General features: G+C 39.9%; 16 protein-coding genes. 8 read left to right on the plus strand and 8 right to left on the minus strand.

The annotated features are described in order from the left end of the window. Positions 1 to 206: 206 nt before the first annotated feature. The 8 genes from L2703_RS05075 to L2703_RS05110 all read left to right on the plus strand — a co-directional run bounded on the left by L2703_RS05075 (position 207) and on the right by L2703_RS05110 (position 11873). Positions 207 to 686, plus strand: coding sequence for a hypothetical protein (locus L2703_RS05075; RefSeq protein WP_248970044.1), 480 nt, complete (start codon positions 207 to 209; stop codon positions 684 to 686). A 3-nt stretch (positions 687 to 689) separates the two neighbouring features. Then, on the plus strand, positions 690 to 2315 hold the full coding sequence (locus tag L2703_RS05080; protein ID WP_248970045.1) for a hypothetical protein: 1626 nt from the start codon (positions 690 to 692) through the stop codon (positions 2313 to 2315). Continuing rightward, positions 2308 to 5238, plus strand: a complete 2931-nt coding sequence (locus tag L2703_RS05085) for a site-specific integrase (RefSeq protein ID WP_248970046.1) — start codon at positions 2308 to 2310, stop codon at positions 5236 to 5238. Before L2703_RS05080 ends, L2703_RS05085 begins: the two co-directional genes overlap by 8 nt. 9 nt (positions 5239 to 5247) lie before the next feature. Then, positions 5248 to 6567, plus strand: a complete 1320-nt coding sequence (locus L2703_RS05090) for a hypothetical protein (protein WP_248970047.1) — start codon at positions 5248 to 5250, stop codon at positions 6565 to 6567. Positions 6568 to 6862: 295 nt separating this feature from the next. After that, positions 6863 to 8029: a tyrosine-type recombinase/integrase gene (locus L2703_RS05095; RefSeq protein ID WP_248970048.1), complete on the plus strand. Its 1167-nt coding sequence runs from the start codon at positions 6863 to 6865 to the stop codon at positions 8027 to 8029. A gap of 81 nt (positions 8030 to 8110) precedes the next feature. Beyond that, positions 8111 to 9784 (plus strand): hypothetical protein, encoded by a 1674-nt coding sequence (locus tag L2703_RS05100; RefSeq protein ID WP_248970049.1) that lies wholly within the window; start codon positions 8111 to 8113, stop codon positions 9782 to 9784. A gap of 464 nt (positions 9785 to 10248) precedes the next feature. Next, on the plus strand, positions 10249 to 10539 hold the full coding sequence (locus L2703_RS05105; protein ID WP_188925606.1) for a helix-turn-helix domain-containing protein: 291 nt from the start codon (positions 10249 to 10251) through the stop codon (positions 10537 to 10539). A gap of 2 nt (positions 10540 to 10541) precedes the next feature. Further along, on the plus strand, positions 10542 to 11873 hold the full coding sequence (locus tag L2703_RS05110; protein ID WP_248970050.1) for a HipA domain-containing protein: 1332 nt from the start codon (positions 10542 to 10544) through the stop codon (positions 11871 to 11873). Positions 11874 to 11964: 91 nt separating this feature from the next. Here L2703_RS05110 and L2703_RS05115 read toward each other — a convergent pair whose 3' ends face one another. The 8 genes from L2703_RS05115 to L2703_RS05150 all read right to left on the minus strand — a co-directional run bounded on the left by L2703_RS05115 (position 11965) and on the right by L2703_RS05150 (position 20994). Further along, entirely contained in the window at positions 11965 to 12225 is a 261-nt protein-coding gene (locus tag L2703_RS05115) for a hypothetical protein (protein ID WP_188925608.1), read from the minus strand. Between the two features lie 421 nt (positions 12226 to 12646). Then, a complete protein-coding gene (glmM, locus tag L2703_RS05120) occupies positions 12647 to 13996 on the minus strand; it encodes a phosphoglucosamine mutase (RefSeq protein ID WP_248970051.1) in 1350 nt (449 codons plus the stop codon). Between the two features lie 274 nt (positions 13997 to 14270). After that, positions 14271 to 15149, minus strand: a complete 879-nt coding sequence (gene galU, locus L2703_RS05125) for a UTP--glucose-1-phosphate uridylyltransferase GalU (RefSeq protein ID WP_248970052.1) — start codon at positions 15147 to 15149, stop codon at positions 14271 to 14273. A 35-nt stretch (positions 15150 to 15184) separates the two neighbouring features. Next, positions 15185 to 17119, minus strand: coding sequence for a polysaccharide biosynthesis protein (locus L2703_RS05130; RefSeq protein ID WP_248970053.1), 1935 nt, complete (start codon positions 17117 to 17119; stop codon positions 15185 to 15187). Between the two features lie 227 nt (positions 17120 to 17346). Further along, positions 17347 to 17895 (minus strand): sugar transferase, encoded by a 549-nt coding sequence (locus L2703_RS05135; RefSeq protein WP_248970054.1) that lies wholly within the window; start codon positions 17893 to 17895, stop codon positions 17347 to 17349. 9 nt (positions 17896 to 17904) lie between these two features. After that, positions 17905 to 18852 (minus strand): UDP-glucose 4-epimerase family protein, encoded by a 948-nt coding sequence (locus L2703_RS05140; protein WP_248970055.1) that lies wholly within the window; start codon positions 18850 to 18852, stop codon positions 17905 to 17907. Continuing rightward, positions 18849 to 20000 carry a glycosyltransferase family 4 protein gene (locus L2703_RS05145; protein ID WP_248970056.1) on the minus strand — a complete coding sequence of 384 codons (1152 nt, stop codon included), beginning with the start codon at positions 19998 to 20000 and terminating at the stop codon, positions 18849 to 18851. Before L2703_RS05145 ends, L2703_RS05140 begins: the two co-directional genes overlap by 4 nt. Further along, a complete protein-coding gene (locus tag L2703_RS05150) occupies positions 19990 to 20994 on the minus strand; it encodes an NAD-dependent epimerase (RefSeq protein WP_248970057.1) in 1005 nt (334 codons plus the stop codon). The genes L2703_RS05145 and L2703_RS05150 overlap by 11 nt, the downstream gene beginning before the upstream one ends. Positions 20995 to 21001 lie beyond the last annotated feature (7 nt).

A 21001-nucleotide genomic window follows, 5' to 3' on the forward strand; every position in this document is an offset into this window, starting at 1 on the left:
AGCGTCCAAAATGGCATCTGAACCGGAAAGCTAATGAAACGTTGACGTGTAATATCACTTCCAGAGCACAAATATGACACATCAAGTGCTCAAAAAACGTCAAACATTTTTTAGCGTGATTCCAAGTAAGTCATATTCAGTAAAGAAATAGGCTGCAGAAGCGTACTAAAAAATAAAACAGTGTTTAATTGCAAAGGAATTTCAGAGTGAAAAATAGAAAAGTTAAAAAAGTGCCCCTCAACTCACTCACACTACAACAACACCCTGTTCTTATGTCGTTGTTAATGAATGATAAGAGAACGTTACCAGCGCCCCCAGACTACACGACCCTATCTTATGGAGATATTCAAATCTTGTTAGATACAACTCCAGTACCCGTTTTTCAAGATGAGAATGGGGACTCATTATTACTTATGCCAATGCCCTTTTTACATCACTTAAGACTGCACCCGCTTTTCAATAAATTCGAAGTGACGCTCGTAAACTTTAACGATCCAAAACAGGTTAGGCACGTCATTAGCACCTTAAATGTACTCAGACCCTCAGTGCAATATATCGACTTTAAACAACTTCCCAATCTACTCTGCCATCGAATTAACGCCGCAAAACAAGCTGGCATACCCATTTTATCTAAAAAACAACTAGCCCATTTCGTACAACTGTCTCCAAGTGCGATAAGGATTTAACACATGACTAAAAAAACGTCATTAGCAAAACAAAATCGTCGTCTAAACTCCGGCGGAGTGATGCCTGATCAAATCAAAATCATCACAACATTAGTCAAATTATGCCATCAGCTTAAAAACAGAAGTACTAAATACGACAATCAGGAAAAGCTGTTTATTGTGTTCTTATATCTATGGTTGACACATCAGCTTGATGATATTGGAGTCAAGCCTGATGGAGAGGCTCAAGTTGACAGTGATTTTATTCCTGATTGTATCAAGGTCACCGCAGAGGCTGTATGTAAAGCACATACTTTTCGCAATGTGAAATATGGAAATCGATCATGGACAGAATATGCTCAGCTTTACCATACCCAAAATGATGATCAGCTCTATCGGTGGCAGCCCATCCCGCCAAGCCTGCATCATATTTTCAATCCCTTTTTGTCAAAGATGTCGTATGGCACCCCTTGGTTAACCTCAAAAGATAAAAATAACTTATTTGGGCTAATAAAAACCAAATGGTCAAAACCAGACAGTGTCAAAGGCTTCCCTTCTGCAGTGAAACAGAGCTTTTTCAAGTATTTTACTCATTGTGTACTCATTGATAATTATTTACGGAACATTACTAAAAATGTGCTTTTACCTATGGATAAATTGCACCATGAAAGTTCAAGTGCTTATCAAGAGCTAGACAGTGGTCAGATCCGAGTTCAAATATTTCAAGCACAGGAGCGTTTTTTAAGCCGTCTCATTAAACAGGCAAACACACTCGGTTTGGGTGAGTTGCTTATCTTTTTTCGCTCTATCAAAAATAATAACGCGCCAAGAAGTCAGCGCCATAAAAGTAAAGTTCACCTGCTCGATGTCATTGACACAAATAATATTCCTGATGCGCTCAAGAGCCAGTCAATTAGGCATGAATACCATCATACGAGCTATGTCGACGTTCGTGAAATTGGCATTAACGAAGAAATTACAGTCGGCAGTAAACGAATGATTGAAGAACATGTGGTTGCAGATGGGTTCAAACGTTTGGAAGAAGAAATCCTCACTGCTAAGCCAACTCAAAGTGTGACACTCGCAACACACATTGACTACTACAACCTCTGCACAAATCATCTCGCCTTATTGTTCATTCTACTGTCTGGAGCTCGCCCTCATCATGCGATTTCCATCGAGAAACGACGTAGCTTTAACAATCAACAGGTTTGCATAAAGGACAAAGGGCGATTACGTCCACTCTTTCTTGGTGACTACTTCAAGCAACAAGTTGAGCACTATTTAGTCCTTCAACAAGCATTGATATCGCGTCTACCTAAAGCTGTTCACTCAGAGCTACTTTGGTATCTGCTCGACCACAACGGTAACCCCACTGCATTAAGTGCAAAATCACTCAGAATGTTTATGAATGCAAGAATACCAAACAAAGTACCTTACATGTTGCGTCACCGGTTCTGCCAATGTGCGTTGACTTGTATTACCCCTGTCAAATTAACGAATCACCAAATCGATCGACTCATGGGTCACTCTTCGTACGGCGAACATTTAGGCAGTGACCACTTGTTTCCCGCCAGCACAAAACAGATGAGTGCGTTCTTAAACACACTTCACGTACGCTTTAATTTACAAGAGATCAAATATGTTTAGTTTTAATATCGACCACATTTCGCGAGACATATGTGATTATTTTTATCGCAACAGCACAAAATGCGCAACAAAAGATGACCTCAAATGGGTCTTTGAACATTGGAGCTCATTAATAGGTAACGCCAAGCCATCTGAACAAATCAAAACGCTCACAGAAAACGATATCAATGCTATCAACAAACTCATAAAAACAGTATCAACGGGAAAACAAAGACACTATAAACTTGCCTTAGTCAATATTGTGACTTACCTCGGAGATGTGCTGCATTGGCAACTTCCAGAAGTGAAAGCATTACCCTGGGAAGATCAAGACTTAATCTGGTTTGGTAAAATCAATCATTGTGCAGACGACGCTTTTCAAATGCTTGACGCATATTCACAAAGTAAGGCCGCATTGTTTAATCAACGTTGCCAGCCATCCGCTGAATTTGTCGCGCTGGCGATCGCAATGGAAGTGGCTCCATTTTCCATCCATTATCTGACGAGCATTATTAATGATCCTAACTGCGTCATCATTGAAGATACTGAAACCTATCTCAAAGTGGATCATTTAGGTGGATTGAATAAACAAAAAGGTGAAGATGACGATGTATTTTTTACTCGTTATCATTTACCACTCTTTGTGTATCGCCTTTTATGCGACTATCAAAAAGAACCGATAAAAGATTTAACAACCCAAAGACTTCATAAACGCCTTAACCAGCTCATCGAAAATGAGCCATTTTACCTCACCGCGAAGCCTGTTTGGCAATGGCAGCATCTTTTTCAAGCGGTTTGGCATTATCGCGATAATGTCGTCCCCACGTTGCTCAAAGATATTAGTTATCCTGAACGCCATGTGGCATTCGTTAAAGTTAAAACCACGCTTAAAGATACGCGACAACAATTAAAATCCATTTATGAATATGACTGGCGAGCACCACTGAGTGGATCATCAACGTCTCAATCTCAAGAAAATGATTGGCCACACAAACGGTTGCTCAGCAACAAGCATGTAGATAAGCAACTCGATTGTCGTTTCAGTGAGTTTGAACAACACAACATTTTACCCGCCATGCTCTTCCGTTATACCCAAGAGCTTATTGAACACGGCGGTGTCAATAAGTCAGTATTGGCTGATAACACTATCTATGCTTATACAACCTTAGAATCAAAGCTAATCGATCACCCCCTCTCTTACGCAAACGCCATTGACGAAGAAGCACTACAACTATGGGCTCACCGGGTGTATGACTCACTTGAAAATGATAGAAGTCGACTTTATATGTTGTATTTTTTTCGTTTTATGCGCCATCAAGCCATCACAGATGGTATTGACCTCACAGAGTTTGATGCACCGACATCTTGTTCAAGTGTCGATGCCTATCGACTGAGTCTTGAAGAGTTACATGACATCACAGATGCCTTGCTCACTCATCAAGACGGACACCCTTTACAGCGGCTGTTTTGTGCGGTTTCAGGGATTTTAGCTTATTTCGCCATGTTAAGGCGCGGAGAGATCTTACGTTTACGGATCCAAGATATTCATTGTCTTCCAAACCATCAACAATGCTTTAGCATCTATACCCGAAAAACAGAAGAAGGGACGAATAAAGAGAATAAAGCTCGTACAGTACATACGGTTATTCCAGAAGAACTGGCTAAACTCGTGCGCATCGTACTTGCGAATAAAGCAATGTGTGATGTCAGTGAGCCACTGATTGGCTTCACCGATGAAAGTTATCATTCACGCCAGTTGAATTACCTTTTACCACTGACAAAAGCCATTAAAGCTATCGCTGGTCATCATGTACGGTTTCATCATTTACGTCACAGCGGCGTGCATCTTTTTATGCAGCAAGCCTTGCATATGGCTTACGGTTTAGCCCCTCAATTGACAACGACTTCTGCTGCACTTCAACGATTACTAACAGAAGAAGTCATCAACGCTCGTTTCGACTACTGGTTAGAAGGTCATCATTTTTCACAATGCAACGACAATTTACTGTTTGATGAGGTATGTAAACAAATCGGCCATGAGAATTACGCGACGACTCGTTGGTCCTACCTGCATAGCATTGACTGGCTGTATCCCTTTTACAGACTTGGTTATGGCGCATTGCAACCTCGAGAATATTCACACGCAGAATTAAAATACATACTCAACTTAACACCGAGCTCTAGTGATCTGTCCCGTCAATTAGCACTCATCAGCCCTAAGTACCGCGACAAAAGCCTAGCGCAAAAACAAAATAGCACAATATCGCTTACCGAAAATCAATTACGTCGCCACCTATTGGGTTCGAAGCGTTCATCGTTAAACGCTATCCCAAACAATATTGCTTGGAGCACGAACTATGACGAAGTGGCTTTCGACTTCATCAAACGTTGGCAGGGCTCTTTCTCTACTGCACCCAAAAATTTTGTATTTTATCTCTTCCTTGAAATGCGAAAAGCAAAGCAATTGAACTGGCCACTGCTTAGCCAAATTTGGCACCAATCAGGTCGACATTTACACACCAATATCAATAAAGCTCAAATGACAGCGCTGTCAAATTTACCGGCACCCACAATTTCCACAAATGAAACCGGTCAAGCGTTAACACTGACATTAGCTTGTAATGTCAAAAACTCACGGCACTTTGAAACCGTCTTTAGGCAACCACAGTGGCGATGGTTACGACCAAGTTTCACACTCGTCATTAACCGGAAAACAGATACAAATGTCCAACTTTCGAGACTGAAACAATATTTTGTCAAATCACAAGAGAAGTACATGGTAAAGAAGCAATCAGAGGGAGATTCACACTTAACAATCACTCTAACGCCAACGTTCACCCCGTCCAAGGGCAAAACGCAAAAGAATGCATTGCGCGTTAACAATATCGAATTCGTTCTTAAGCATATTCAAAATTATATCAAACACGTTCAACAAACTAAGTAGAGGTTGTATATGGCAAAACTAATCATACCGGCAGAATCGAGTGAAATTTTTTTAAACATCGTTGATCATTTAAATAAAAAAGAGAGTGACAACTGCATTAGCGTCTTTATCAATGCGAAAGCCAATAATGTGACCTTTATCGGCGGGATCTATCCAGAATACATGTTATGTAATGCAGAACTTGAACCAGGACATGGTTTAAAAAACAGCGAATTTGCTATCCCTCGCGATTTCTTCATTAACATGAAAAACCTCAAAACAGATTACTGGCAAGCAAATAACACCCCCCATATTTTACACCTTTCATACGAGAATGGACGATACACTACTGTTCAGTTTTGTCTGTATTTAACAAAAGACATATTAACGAAAAACCAAGACTATCTTCCGATGGATATATTTGATCTTGATGTCGCCCACCAAAAACATATTGCGTACTTTAAAGCCAATAATCAACGCGCTTTTCAACGTGTCCCCGTCACAACGCTACAATATATTTTGCATGAAACACAATATTATGTCCCCTTTGAATTTATTCAGTTTAATGGTGAAAAAGGAGAGCTACGCTATCAGCGTAATGGCAAAGTGAACGAAAAAATGCTGCCTGAACACATTAAACCTCCTTTATCTTTTGCTTTAACACAACATGCCGCCACGCAGTTAACACAGATTTGCAACAATACAGAAAGTCCTGACATTGAGATCTGCATTGAAGGTGATGCCATTTCATTTAAATCACCCGAACAGTCAATGACATGCATACTCAGTGATATTGAGTTGTTTTATCAACGAGATGTATACAAGCCTCAAACAATTTTGAATTTTCAAGCCGATCTATGGGCATTAAAGATGAGAAATGATGCTCTTTGGAAACAACAGGAAATCAAAGCGGCTAACCAATGCGTGTTATTTATTGAGGGAAATGAGATGTTTATCTGCTCTATTTTAGACCATAGTCAGTCATTTAAACCCATTGCAACGAACATCAGCATAGAAGATCCATTGCTCTTTGCCTATTGCCCTAAAACGTTATCTGAACTTCCTATCAAAAATATGCTCAATATGACACAGACGCGAGCTACGCTAACAAAAGACAAACAAGGAGAATACAAACTCAATATTTATAAGAATTTAAAAGATCGCCTTCCTTACGGCAGCATTGAGTTGAAGACAGAACAACCCAAACTGAAGCAATACCAAGCACTCAAGCGAAAGTACGATGAAACCCAAGAAAAACGATTTATCATTCAACCGGACCCCTCTGAAAAACAAGGTCAGCTAGCATTAGAAGAGGTAGTAGAAGATCCATATGGTTTTGATGAGGATTAATGACAAATTGAATAAGATAAGTACAACAAAACACTGGACAAATACACAGTAGTAGTTGTATAAAGTAGAGGTGGTTAACTAATAAGCTAAAACATCAGCCTATTGGGAAACACAATGTGGTGATTAACTTGCGCGATTGGCAAGTTGAGTTACCCTAAAATAGCAGTTGGGAGAGAGTGGCGGCAACCACTCTCCCCCGTACCGGCTGCAACGACCTTTAATCCGTACCCAGCCGATGGCTAAATTCTAACGAATTCCATCGGATAGGGATAGATCTATTTGATGGAGGCCTCTTATGGCTCAAATTCGTGTTCGCCCCAATGGGCGTATTCAGTTCGACATACATCTTTATGGCTGCCGTTTTCGTGAAGGCACCAAATTGATGGCCACGCCCAAAAACCTTACAAACGCCAAAGCCACACTCAAAAGAATGAGTGCCGAAATCGACTTAGGCACCTTTCAATATCGCGACTACTTTCCAAGCAGTAAAAAAGTGGCGCAGTTTGAAGCGCTACAACGCGCAGCTCACCCCGACCGCCAATACCCTTTCTTTGATAATGTTGCCAACCAATGGTTTGAACGCAAAAAAGCCACCTGGAAAAACAGCTACCAAGCCATGGTTCGCGCAGCATTAGACAAATACCTCATCCCAACGTTTGGTAATACCCTCATTAACGAAGTCACCTTGTCGCAGGTCGATTACTTTCGGCAGGCACTAAAAGAAGGCGAGAAAAAAGACGGTTCACGTCTTATGTCGAATCGGCGCATTAATTTTATTCTGTGGCCTTTGATTGCCATCGTAAGCCTGGCCGCTGATGAATGTAAATTCGAATACCCGTTACGCCGCTACAAAGCACTAAAAGAAGAAAAAGCCGAGTCTAACCCCATGACCATCGATGAGGTGCGCAAGTTTCTTGCGTGTGCCCCTAAAAAATGGAAAGACTATTTTATCATTCGATTCTGGACCGGTATGCGCAGTTGTGAGGTGCATGGCCTCGAATGGGAACATATCGACTTCAACCATCGCTTAATTCGAATTCGTCAAAACTGGGTCAATGGTGAATTGTGTGATGTAAAAACACCAAAATCACGCCGCGAATTAAAAATGTGCGACACCGTTTTTGATGCGTTTAAACGTATTCAGGCAGTAAAACCTAAACACTCAAACTTTGTGTTTGTATCCCCCACGGGTCTCCCCCCATCAACTCACTTTGTCAGCCGCAAATTATGGTTCCCGACGCTAAAAGCCGCAGGCTTAGCAGCACGTCGCCCTTATGAAACTCGCCATACTGCTGCTGTGCTTCATATCGCCGCGCACGAAAACCCCTTGTACATCTCTCAAATGCTTGGGCACAGCGACACGCGATTACTGTTTGATGTCTACGCACCTTATGTGGCCAATGCGTCACGCCTTGATGGCAGTGCGTTTGAATCATTAATGCGCAATGAAGGTTTAGCTTAATTCGACAATGCTCCACATACCTGTGCAGCATTTTGCTCGCACAATGAAGTCACAATAACTTGTATCAGCAAGGGGTTCTTTATGATTTGTATTAACTGTTTTAAGGGTGGTCTATCAGGCATAACTGAGCACTTTAACGCTCAATTTACACACGATTTAGACATTGCATCATTTTCATTTGCTAAACTACTTGAAATGCCGTTGGTATCGCTCAACAAAAATGAATGGTTCAATCTGTTTGATGACAACATCTCATCACAAACCATTATTCAGTTTTTAAAAAAATATCCGTTAGCCATACCCAGTTCATCTTCTAATCTCAATCAACCTTGCTATAAAGAGCTTGCACGGTTTTTAGGGTTTACAGATGAGCTGACTGACTACCAATCACTGCGAGCTCGGCAATTACGCTTTTTTGCTCAATTTATGATGCAAGAATGTCATTTAACACTGTGCCCTTGTGCATTTACTCAACTCAAAATAAATAGAGGCTTAAAGGAGCAACACAAGCTTCAAAATAAGCTTAATCATATTTTGACTGTGAGAAGAGAACATGACAAAAACCTGGTGTCATTAAAGGTAAAAGTCGACTATGTTCACTCAAAGCTTGATTACAACTTTATCCTGAGTGCAGAGTTTTTAGTCGCACGAAATAAAATCGAAACGCGTACCTTTAATACGTCTGACAAACTGCTCAAACGAGCAAAGGTCATCCACGCTTTGTCATATGATCTACAAGACATGGATACCGAAGAAAAAATTACCGACTTTAAAGCACAGGTTTACCATGAACTGCAAAAGTTCAGAGACAGCGAATTTGTTACCGACATTAAAGTGTATACTTCTGAGTATTTCCCTGAATCACAACGCAATAATTTTCGACGTGATTATAAGCAAAAAGACAAATACCCTATCGATATCGTCATCGCAGATCGATTTATTGCCAGAACATGCCTGTCTTCACTCCAAAAAAGAAACCCAGGCGGAAAAGTGACAGACATGATGTGCAACGATATCCTTATCATTAATGATCTTTACAAAATACCGAATAAGCTAAAACCTTTCCCGATAAAATGGGCAACGGTTGAACGCGGTGAAAGAGAAAGCACAGGTAAACAGCGGATCCATGTCAAAATTACCTACAATAATGGCCAACAGTGTTACCTCAGAAACTTTTCTAATACCCCTTGCGTCGAGCAGCCCACATTATTGTTGCCTTCTGAAGAAAAAATCAGCCGTGTTTACCATAAGTTCACCCACACTCATATTATCTTTTATGTCTGGAGTGGCATTATTGAAACCGCGCATACAAGAGAAGTGATTTATAAATTTGGGGTATGCCGCTTTGACTGGTCTGATACAGAGAAGTACAACATTGAAGAATTAACGCAATCAGTCATGAGCCGTCAATTAGAGTATTGTCGATCACATCAAATTGTGGTGAATGAAGCAAAAGTTGAGTTGATTTCAACCCCAATGCCTTTTAATGACGGTTGGGCTAATAGCGCGTTAGGTCGATTAGAAAATGGGCTAAAAGATCCAAACAATAATCCCATATTAATGCGTAATGACAATGTGCCTGAAAATAGCATGCTCAGCAGCAATCCCACTGAGATCATGTGCAACGACTGGCATAGAAGACTGTTTGTTATTCCATTTATCAAAAACTACGTTAATACAATGGAACATGCTCAATCAATCGACTTTATCGATCTTGAAAACGCGAGAGGTGAGGAGTATCCCGTACCAAAGTAACAATACAAGCAGATAACCTCTTAATTGATTCTTGTGTTTATACCATCAGGATAAATAAGTGATCAGAGATTGCGTAGGAAAAATCGCTTAGAACAAGGCAGAAATTACAGCGAGGTAGCTGTTCTAGCTTCAAAATTTCTAACGAAGTTATAAGCAATGTTAACCAATAAGCATGATCACATTTTTGTGCTGATTGCTATTAAAAGCGCTCATCGAGTAGGGTGAGGCGTTGCCGCCTCTTCCCTCTCACATATTGAAGCAACTCAACAAAAATCTACATTGAAATAGATTGCCGCTAGAGTGATTATTTGTTGAACAGCCAAATAATCACCACTATCGGTTATTTATTGCTAGTGCATTTCACGAGCGCAATATAATCACCCTTATCGGTGAATATATTTAAAAGTTACTGAAATCGGTCTATAATCACTGAAATCGGTGATTATTTTAGTAAGGTTCGATTGATGGCTAAGAAAGTAACTTCTTCAAAAATGCCTAGCGCTGCATTCATAGATAATGCAGCCGTTCTAGGCCAACTCATCAAAGCAAAAAGAACTGAACTCGGCCTAAAGTTAGCAGACTGCGCCGCGCTATGCGGAATTGGTATTAATACTTTATCACGTATTGAAAACGGAAATTCAAACTGTACTTTATCAGCAGTATTTTCTGTTTTAAACGGATTAGGTATTAAGCTAACCTCCAAAGAATTAACCCCTTTAGAAAAGATATCATCACCTTTTGATGAGTGGGTTTAGATATGACAAAAGCTGACGCATACAGGCTAGACATCAAATACGCTGATCAAGTGATTGGAAATTTATCTTTAGATAACAAGACCAACTTATTGAAACTGAGTTATTCACCACTGTGGCAAACCGAAGGTTTTGCTATCTCCCCCCATTTATCACTGGATAATCAACACTCACCAGAAGTCGCGTACAGCTTTCTAGATAATGCCTTGCCTGAAGGTGAAGCAAGAAAACTTTTGGCTGAAAATCTGGGTGTTTCAGAGAAAAATGTTTATTCACAAGTCAGTGCCATTGGAAATGACTTAGCAGGCGCAGTGACATTTTTACCGTCATTAGAAGAACACCGACACAACAAGCCGTCTTTTAGAATACTTGAAGAAGAAGAGCTCATTACAAGACTCGACAATAAAGAAGAATTGGGCCTACTCACATGGGACGATAAGCCACGTCTCAGCGTGGCCGGAGTTCAAGATAAACTAAATGTTTTTATTGATGAGAAAGGCAATATTGGCTTTGGAGATGGGTCACTCTGCTCTACCCATATTATAAAATTTGAAAAGAGAAACTGTCCAAATCTCGTCTTAAACGAATTTTTTTGTATGAAGCTCTCTAGTGCAGTTGGATTGCCAACTGCTGATGTTGAGTATAGACATTTTGGACCGCACCCTTCGCTCATCGTAAAACGATTCGATCGCAAATATGTTGCCGACGCCAACAAAGTAATGAGGCGCCATGTTATCGATGGCTGCCAGGCATTAAATTTACCAAGAGACTACAAATATGAACGAAACTTGGGTGATGGAAGAGATGTTCAACATATTCGAGATGGCGCTAGCTTAGTAAAGCTATTTGATTTCACTGGACATATGTCTTCGCCAATTGAAAGTAAGCAATGGCTTATAAACTGGCAACTGCTTAATTTAATGATCAGCAACTACGACAGTCATGGCAAGAACGTTTCATTATTCTTTGATAGAAATAATGCACGATTCACTCCAGCTTATGATCTCGTCAATATCGCTTTGTTCCCTCAATTTAAACACAGGTTAGCGATGGCTATAGGTGATGAGTTTTACCCCGACCATATTCATGCGTATCAACTGGCTGATTTCGCAGAAACATGTGATATCGATAAGAAACTGTTATCTAGGCTATTGATTGAATTAGCAAACAAATTGATAAAACAACTATCGACTGGGTCGTTGATTAAAAGTTTACAAACTCAATCTCATTTTTCTGATAATGATATTAAGTATTTTCAGCAACTGAGTGACAACATACTGACAAGAACCGAGTATTTAAAAGCTCAAGCAGTTGAAATCCCTAATATTGAAGTATAGAGACGTCAACTTAGTGAAATCGTTTTTTTAGAGGGGATGACCAACGGCGTAGCCAACAAACATAGCTGCGGATTACACATATTATTTAATGTTACCACTTAGAAAAGTCATAGTGCACGAATGAAGGTGACAATGAAGTGTTGGCTCCATCAAACTTTTTTCCACAATAGGGACAATAGCGTACTTTTATTGCTATTGTTTCGATAATTTGGCCAACTTCTTCTAAGTAGTGATTTTCCTGAAGATCAATTTCTGTTGCCACCCTATTTAAATTTAAAATGAAGCAACCTTCGACATATTCATACCAAGCATCGACTAATTTCATGTTGTCGCAATAGTGAAGATCTTTCATTTGTAACCCTTGCAAGAGAAGTACATATTTATAACCGGCTAACACTGTTAATTTTGCACTGTTCTGAAGTTAAGGGCATGATCAGATCTGCGCTAAGTTTCGATTCGCTCATGTAAAGATGACGAAGTGTGATACTTGTAATTGAATGGGTACTTACCTCTTAATTGCCCGAAAAATTGCACTATCGTTTCACTATTGGCAACTGAATGTGCGGATACAATCGAAATAGATTGTTTGTTAAAAAAGCACACATATGAAAACAGGTGACTGGTAAGCAATCACCTGTTTTTATGTTTTATGTGAAGCGTCCTCGAAGCGCAGCGTAGCGCCCTTCTGGTAAATCATTAAAAGCGAACACCTGGATTCCGGCTTTAACTGCATCACCGGAATGACGTAATTGAGCAGCGAAGCGCCCTAGCACCTAGCTGCGAACCGCGTTGGCGATGTGCTCGGCCTGTGTTTGCGACATTTCTGGGTCGGTTGACTCAACCATTACGCGGATTAATGGTTCTGTGCCAGATTTACGCAGTAAAACGCGGCCATTATCAGCAAGTACGGTTTCCGCTTCTATTACAGCTTGCTTAACCGCGGCAGATGCTAAAATCTCATCGGCATTGTTTGCAGTTAAACGAACGTTAAGTAATACCTGTGGCAGCTTTTGCATGCCAGAAACAAGTTCAGCTAATGACTGTTTAGACTCAAGAACTGCTTGAAGCACTAATAAGGATGCCACCACACCATCACCCGTTGAAGCATGGTCAAGGTGTAAAATATGGCCAGAGCCTTCACCGCCTAACTTCCAACCGGTTTCTTTTAATAGCTCAACCACATAACGGTCGCCCACTTTGGCACGTTTAAATGGAATATCCATGTCTTTTAATGCCAATTCAAGGCCAAGGTTAGACATTAACGTGCCCACTACCCCACCTTGTAACGTACCGTTCAGTTTGGCTGCGCGGGCTAAAATATATAAAATCTGGTCACCATCAACCACATGGCCATGATGATCAACAAACATAATGCGATCAGCATCACCGTCAAGCGCAATACCTAAATCTGCTTCGTGCACCATTACAGCGGTTTGTAAACTGTCTAAATGGGTAGCGCCGCAGTGGTCATTAATGTTTAATCCGTTAGGTTTATCATTAATGCTAATTACTTCTGCACCTAACTCACGGTACACATTTGGGGCAATGTGATAAGCAGCACCATTGGCACTGTCGACAACAATTTTTAATCCAGCTAACGTTAAATCTTTAGAAAATACGCCTTTACAAAACTCAATGTAACGACCAGCAGCGTCATTAATGCGGCGTACTTTACCCAATAACTCAGATGACACACACTGCATCGCATTATGATGTAATGCCTGGTCTAACAGCGCTTCAATCTCAAGCTCTTGCTCATCGGTGAGTTTAGTACCTGAGTTAGAGAAAAACTTAATCCCATTATCGTAGTGAGGATTATGCGATGCACTAATTACCACACCGGCATCGGCTCTAAAGGTTGAGGCTAAATAAGCCACAGCCGGCGTTGGCATTGGGCCAATTAACGCCACATTAACACCAGCAGCTGAAAGACCCGCCTCAATGGCCGACTCAAACATATAGCCACTGCTACGGGTATCTTTACCAATCAACACTTCTTTGGTACCCGTTGATGCAAGCACTGTACCCGCAGCCCAACCAAGCTTCATGGCAAAGTCAGGCGTAATCGGGAATGCCCCAACCTTACCGCGCACACCGTCGGTACCAAAATATTTACGACTCATAAAAACTCCAAAAATAAAAATGGTGCTAGGGCCTAGGAACTCGCAAGCTCGCCTGAGTGCGGACTGCGTCCTTCTAGGTCCTAAGATCTAGGTTCTAGCAGCGTAGCGTCCTCGCAGCCGCAGGCGCCCTATTATTAGCACCTAGCAGCGTAGCGCCCTAGATCCTAGCAGTGACGAAGTCACGCCCTAGAAGCGCTCTAAGCTTACGCCCTAGCTCAAAGCAAAAAACCAACTGATAAAAGTTGGTTTTTTAAATAAACTGTATGAATTATAACTAAAACATTTTAGCGATACGGTTTTTAAACTCTGCGCCTAGCTTGGCGTCACGTAAACCATATTCAACAAACGCCGCCATATAACCTAGCTTGTCACCACAATCATGCGACTTACCCGTCATGTTAAAGGCTTCTACGGTATCTTGCTCAATGAGCATATCAATGGCATCAGTTAACTGGATTTCATCACCGGCACCCGCGGGTGTTCTGGCTAATAATCGCCAGATTTTTTCTGATAATACATAACGGCCAACAACCGCTAAATTAGATGGTGCTTCACCAACGGCAGGTTTCTCAACCATGGCGCTAATTTTTGCCGAATCACCAGGGGCAATATCAACACCATTACAATCGGCAATACCGTATTTATTCACTTCATCGTCAGGTACTGGCGCCACCATAATTTGGCTAGCATAACTGGTTTTATAACGTGCAATCATCGCCGCCAGGTTTTCAGTTTTTTGATCAGCGGTGTAGGCATCTAAAATCACATCCGGCAGCACAACCGCAAAGGGGTTATTACCAATACAAGGGTAAGCACATAACACAGCGTGGCCCAGTCCCTTTGCCTCACCTTGACGCACATGCATAATGGTCACGTCTTTTGGGCAAATAGCCTGTACTTCTTCTAATAACTGACGTTTTACGCGTTTCTCAAGTGTTGATTCAAGCTCATACGATTTATCGAAATGGTTTTCAATGGCGTTTTTACTGGCATGAGTCACTAATACTATCTGCTTAACACCAGCAGCGACACACTCGTCAACAATATACTGAATTAAAGGCTTATCAACCAAAGGCAACATTTCTTTAGGGATCGCTTTGGTGGCAGGTAACATGCGAGTCCCAAGGCCCGCTACAGGGATAACAACTTTCATAAATAATCCTTTATTGATTTAATGCTCCGCACATACTAAGAAACTAAATTAATAATTTTTTTTGCGGCAGTAGAATTTTTAGCTTTTTGCTGATAAACCAAATCACAAATGCCATCAGTTGGAGCGAAACCAGTCGGTGTAGATAACAAAATATCACGAATGGCCTCATGGTCAAATTCATGACAAGCGACATCTAATCGTTCTAAAATTTGAGAATATTCAGCCCATGATAAATACAACTCATTGGCAGTCATAATTCGCTCATGCTCTGTACCAGTAACATCGTCGCCAATTAACAACTCTTCATAGAGCTTTTCACCAGGGCGCAAGCCACTAAACTCAATGGCGATGTCACCATCGGGATTTTTGTCACTGCGAACTTCATAACCACTCAAGCGAATCATCTTTTTGGCTAAATCGACAATTTTGACTGACTTACCCATATCAAGAACAAATACGTCGCCACCTTTCCCCATAGCCCCAGCTTGAATAACTAACTGCGATGCTTCAGGAATAGTCATGAAGAAACGGGTGATTTCGGGGTGAGTGACAGTAACCGGCCCACCATTAGCAATTTGGTTTCTAAATAAAGGCACAACAGAGCCAGATGAACCAAGTACATTACCAAAACGGACCATACAAAAACGTGTTTGGTTACTTTCTTTAGCAAATGCTTGTAAAACTAACTCAGCCATTCGTTTAGTAGTTCCCATCACATTTGTGGGACGAACTGCCTTATCTGTTGAAACTAATACAAATGTTTCAACTTTTGCCGCTATAGCAGCTTGTGCCGTATACAGTGTACCAAAAACGTTATTGCGAACTCCTTCAACAACATTATGTTCAACCAAGGGTACATGTTTATATGCAGCCGCATGATACACAGTCTGTACACCAAACGACTCCATAATGGCTTGAACTCGATTTTGTCGCTGAACAGAGCCCATCATGGGTAAAATTCTTACATTTAATCCAAGCTCTTTTGCCGTAGCATTTAATTCACGGTCTATGGCATACAAAGCAAATTCGGATAACTCAAAAAGCACTAACTTTTTAGGGGATTGCTTTAAAATTTGCCTACACAACTCAGAACCGATAGAGCCGCCGGCACCTGTCACCATCACCACTTTATCTTTAATATTGGCAGAAAGCAGATCTTCACGAGGATTAACAGCATCACGACCAAGTAAATCATCAATTTCGACTTCTTTAATGTCACTATAAAGTTTGGTGCCGTTAACAAGATCAGCCATTGCGGGAATAGTTAATACTTGTACAGACAAAGGCTCTAACCTAGCAAGGATCTCTTGCCTTTTGGCTCTACTTGCACTGGGCATAGCCAGTAGCACTTTGTTGACAGACTTTTGTTTAATTAGTTTTTTTATAATATAAGGAGAATGTACATGAACACCTTGAATTACAGTACCTTGCAATGAAACATCATCATCAACAAAAGCAAAAGGGTGATATTCATGACTTTGCACAAGTGATGTTAATAACTGTCTACCACTTACACCTGCACCATAAATAATAACGGGTTCACCTTCACGCTTCATGCCTGTTCCAACAAAGGAGCGAACAATTGCGCGCGCACCACCAACAAAAACAAGCGAAAATGTGGCGTAAATAATTGGTACTGTACGAGGTACATTAACCTCTGCATAAAAGGCAACTATCACTAAACAAGTTGTTGAAAAAATTACCCCAACAATAATCGCCACTAATGCTTGCAAACCAATATAGCGCAGCACCGCTCGGTATAAACCCAGGCGGACAAAACCATAAATACTTAATGGAACGACAGGTAAAATAACGCCCCAATATGAGCTATTACTTAACACACTTATATCGTCTAGCCTAACAAGCACCGCACACCAAAAGGCTAGCAACAAAAATAAAGAGTCAATACAAACACTTAGCACCCGTTTTTGCGGGCGAGGTAAAGAAAAAACATGCTGCAAAAAATCCATTTTCCGCTCCAAATTTACTAAACTCATAATCAATTACATCTTATATCAAGGCTAAATTGCAGAAATACTTTGATAAGCCACAAAACATAGTGCTTATGATGTTTAAGATCCAACAAAATAACATTTAGAAAATTATTGTTGCACTGGGCTGTGCAAATAAACAAATAAAAACCTGTTTTTGTATTTTAAGGTTTCAGAGAAAAAGTAATGCCCTCTACCTAAACTGATTACTTCACAGCATCCCCACTACCACGACCAGTTGCCGTCATAACAATGTACTTAAAATAGTTTCTAATATTGAGGCTATCTATCATCTGTTTGTCAGTTTTAGCCAGCAAAGTAGGTGTAGACATATCAATATTTTGAACTTGCGCCAATCCCGTTACACCAGGTAGCACATTATAGATACCCAAAGCATCACGCGCTTTAATTAGCTCTTCCTGATTAAATAAATTAGGACGAGGACCGACCAAGCTCATTTCACCTTTCAAAACATTGATCAATTGAGGTAATTCATCAATTTTAGTCTTACGTAAAAAACCACCCAATTTAGTAATAGAAGCATTACTAGCAAGATGACTAGCAACTGAAGCAGTATCTTTACTCATTGTTCTAAATTTAATCAAGTCAAAAGGTTTTTTATTTTTACCTACACGAGTTTGAATAAAAATAGGTGAACCAGTATCAAAGAAACCGATGATGGTAACGACTAATAATATTGGCCATAAAAATAGCAAGCCCAAAAAGGCAACGAAGAAATCAATTAAACGAATCATGAGCTACCTTCATTTAGTTGTTGATTGAAGAAAAGTTTGTGCTACTTGCCTGAAACCTTCCGGTAAGGACTGAGGAGGTTTCCAACCTAAGGTATCTTTGGTATGTGAAATATCAACTTGCAGTGATCCAATTAACCTATCAACCACTTCAGATTTGTTAAATAACCGGCCCACTAACTTATAGCACCAAATAGGTATTGGGACCTGCCATGTAGACTTATTTAAAGCCTTTGTCATTTCAAAAACCAGTTGGTATGTAGAGACATCATAGTCGTCTGAAACAAGAAAAGTTTGATTTGCGGCTTTAGGATGATCAATACAAGTAATTATTAAATCAACAAGATTAGTAACAGAAACCAAACTACGTTTATTTTCAGTAACACAGCCGAAGGGCATAGGAAAACCTTTAGAAACAAAATTCATCAATGAAGCAAAATTTGCTTTTACACCAGGCCCATAAACTAAAGTTGGACGAATAATTACAACCTCTAAACCAGTCTTTTTTGATAAATCAATAAGTTGAATTTCAGCTTCAGATTTTGATTGACCATAACAATCTTTGGGATTGTGTGGATCAGAATGCTTATATGGCCCCCCAATATTGGTCGACTCTCCATTAACCTTAATGCTGCTTATAAAAATAAAACGCTTCACACCTGCATCATAAGCCTGTTTAGCGAGATTTAAAGTACCGTATGTATTAACATCTAGATATTCTTGAAGCGAATTTGATGAGTCCCCCATCATATGGACACGTGCGGCGCAGTGAATGACCACTGATTGATTTTTTAACGCATGGGTATGGCAAGTGTTGCTTGATATATCGCCGGAAAAACACGTGACTGAATCATCAAAACTATTACTACTTCGAGATAAAATAGAAAGAGTATGTTGGGGTAAGCTCTTTATAAGTTGACGACCAACAAACCCAGTACCTCCGGTTATGAGAATATTCAATTTTCAATGCCTTTTCTGATGGAATGACTGTATATTGCTATATGTTTATCAACAACAAACCTTACATCAAACTCTTTGACCGCATAATCACGTGCAGCTACAGACATAGTAAGTCTTCGTTTATTATCTTCGATAAGATTGATAAGTGCATCAGCTAGTGCATAATGGTCTTTTACAGGAACTAGTATGCCAGTAATATCTGGAATAATTGCATCTCTACATCCAGGATTATCAGTAGTAACCACAGCTCGACCGCAAGCAGCAGCTTCAATTAAGACCTTAGGAACACCTTCACCGTAGTATGACGGCAAAGTAACTATATGAGATTCTGAAAAAACTCTTGGAATATTATCACAATGACCAATTGCATTAATAATGCCTTGAGAATGCCATTCATCGACCTCAGCTTGGGACACACTATTTGGATTTTCTAAGTCTGGTGTACCTGCTAATATAAATTCGACATTAGAATGTTTAGCACGAATTATTTTTGCAGCCTCGACATACTCATAAACACCCTTTTCTTTAAGCAAACGGCAAGCCATAACGATGGTAACACTATCACCAACAGGTTCAGGTAAAGCATTATATAAAGATAGATCAGCGCCAGACCCTTTAATTAAAACTTTGTCCGAAGATTTCAAACCAACAACTTCAGATAAAATTCTATCATCAGCACTATTTTGGAAAATAATAGTTTTATCTTTATGATTAAAAGCAACTTTATATAAAAGGGAGACTAAAAACTTGGTGATCTTAGCTTTTAGTGAAGATGCTGAAAAAACATAGCCAAGACCAGAAATAGCAGCTATGAAAGAAGGTTTAAAGCTAAGAGCATGTAAAACAAGTCCACTATAAATAACAGGTTTTATAGTAACAGCATGTATTAAGTCAGGTCTCAGTTCGCTTAAAAGGCGTTGTAATTTTAATATGGTATTAATTTCTACAGTTAACTTGCTTCCACTTCTAGAAAAATTAATATCATGAAATATTATTCCATATTGAGCAATTTTTGATTTGAGGCCAGAATTTTTAGCTACTAAATGAACCTCATAGCCATTCTTGATCGCTTCTAATGCAATTGGTAAGCGATGTGATAAAAAAAACCAGTCGACATTTACAATAAAAACTAACTTTTTATTTGCCATAAAAATCTCTAAACCAATTTATAAACTCAGCAACTCCCTCTTTAACTCCAACTCTTGGCTTATAACCGGTTGCAGTGAACAAATCCTCTACATCAGCATAGGTTTGGTAAACATCACCAGGCTGCATCTCTCTGAAGTTTTTATTAGCTTCAATGCCTAATTCATCCTCAATTGCTTTAACAAAGCCCATCAAATTAATTGGAGAACCATGACCTATATTATAGATAGCATAAGGTGCTGAGCTAGTTGCAGGTGTACCTTGTTCTACCGTCCAGGAATTATTACGTGTTGGTATCACATCTGCAATGCGTACTAAGCCCTCGACAATATCATCAACATGAGTAAAATCGCGCCACATATCACCATTGTTATTAATATCAATAGTTTCACCATTTAAAATCTTTTTGGTGAAAATATAAGGAGCCATATCAGGCCGCCCCCAACTGCCATAAACGGTAAAAAAACGCAAACCAGTAGTAGGAATGTCATATAAATGAGAGTAGCTATGAGCCATTAACTCATTTGCCTTTTTAGTGGCAGCATAAAGCGATACTGGATGATCGACACTATCACTTGTAGCAAATGGAGTTTTAGCATTTAAACCATAAACTGAACTAGAAGAAGCATAAACTAAATGTTTAACATTGGAATTACGACAACCTTCAAGAATGTTTAGATGTCCAACCAAATTAGAGTCGGCATAGGCATGTGGATTTTCAATCGAATAACGAACACCAGCTTGTGCAGCGAGGTGAATAACTCTATCGAACTTTTCATTATCAAATAAAGATGATACTGCAACTCGCTCAGATATATCAATCGTTTTTAATTGAAAGTTATCATGTTCTATACGCTTTAAACGAGCATATTTTAAGTTGACATCATAATAATCATTTATATTGTCAACTCCAATTACTTCATGACCTACGGATGTTAACTTTTCTACGACAGCACTTCCAATAAAACCCGCAGCACCAGTGACTAAGTATTTCATAAAATTC

The sequence above is a fragment of the Shewanella basaltis genome, from assembly GCF_023283885.1.
Taxonomy (GTDB): domain Bacteria; phylum Pseudomonadota; class Gammaproteobacteria; order Enterobacterales; family Shewanellaceae; genus Shewanella; species Shewanella basaltis.

Bases quoted from the DNA above. Each gene is read 5' to 3' on its own strand.
- L2703_RS05085 (WP_248970046.1), top strand. From the start codon at position 2,308: ATGTTTAGTTTTAATATCGACCACATTTCGCGAGACATATGTGATTAT.
- L2703_RS05145 (WP_248970056.1), bottom strand. From the start codon at position 20,000: ATGGCAAATAAAAAGTTAGTTTTTATTGTAAATGTCGACTGGTTTTTT.
- glmM (WP_248970051.1), bottom strand. From the start codon at position 13,996: ATGAGTCGTAAATATTTTGGTACCGACGGTGTGCGCGGTAAGGTTGGG.
- L2703_RS05090 (WP_248970047.1), top strand. From the start codon at position 5,248: ATGGCAAAACTAATCATACCGGCAGAATCGAGTGAAATTTTTTTAAAC.
- L2703_RS05130 (WP_248970053.1), bottom strand. From the start codon at position 17,119: ATGGATTTTTTGCAGCATGTTTTTTCTTTACCTCGCCCGCAAAAACGG.
- L2703_RS05150 (WP_248970057.1), bottom strand. From the start codon at position 20,994: ATGAAATACTTAGTCACTGGTGCTGCGGGTTTTATTGGAAGTGCTGTC.
- L2703_RS05110 (WP_248970050.1), top strand. From the start codon at position 10,542: ATGACAAAAGCTGACGCATACAGGCTAGACATCAAATACGCTGATCAA.
- L2703_RS05135 (WP_248970054.1), bottom strand. From the start codon at position 17,895: ATGATTCGTTTAATTGATTTCTTCGTTGCCTTTTTGGGCTTGCTATTT.
- L2703_RS05100 (WP_248970049.1), top strand. From the start codon at position 8,111: ATGATTTGTATTAACTGTTTTAAGGGTGGTCTATCAGGCATAACTGAG.
- L2703_RS05115 (WP_188925608.1), bottom strand. From the start codon at position 12,225: ATGAAAGATCTTCACTATTGCGACAACATGAAATTAGTCGATGCTTGG.
- galU (WP_248970052.1), bottom strand. From the start codon at position 15,149: ATGAAAGTTGTTATCCCTGTAGCGGGCCTTGGGACTCGCATGTTACCT.
- L2703_RS05080 (WP_248970045.1), top strand. From the start codon at position 690: ATGACTAAAAAAACGTCATTAGCAAAACAAAATCGTCGTCTAAACTCC.
- L2703_RS05095 (WP_248970048.1), top strand. From the start codon at position 6,863: ATGGCTCAAATTCGTGTTCGCCCCAATGGGCGTATTCAGTTCGACATA.
- L2703_RS05105 (WP_188925606.1), top strand. From the start codon at position 10,249: ATGGCTAAGAAAGTAACTTCTTCAAAAATGCCTAGCGCTGCATTCATA.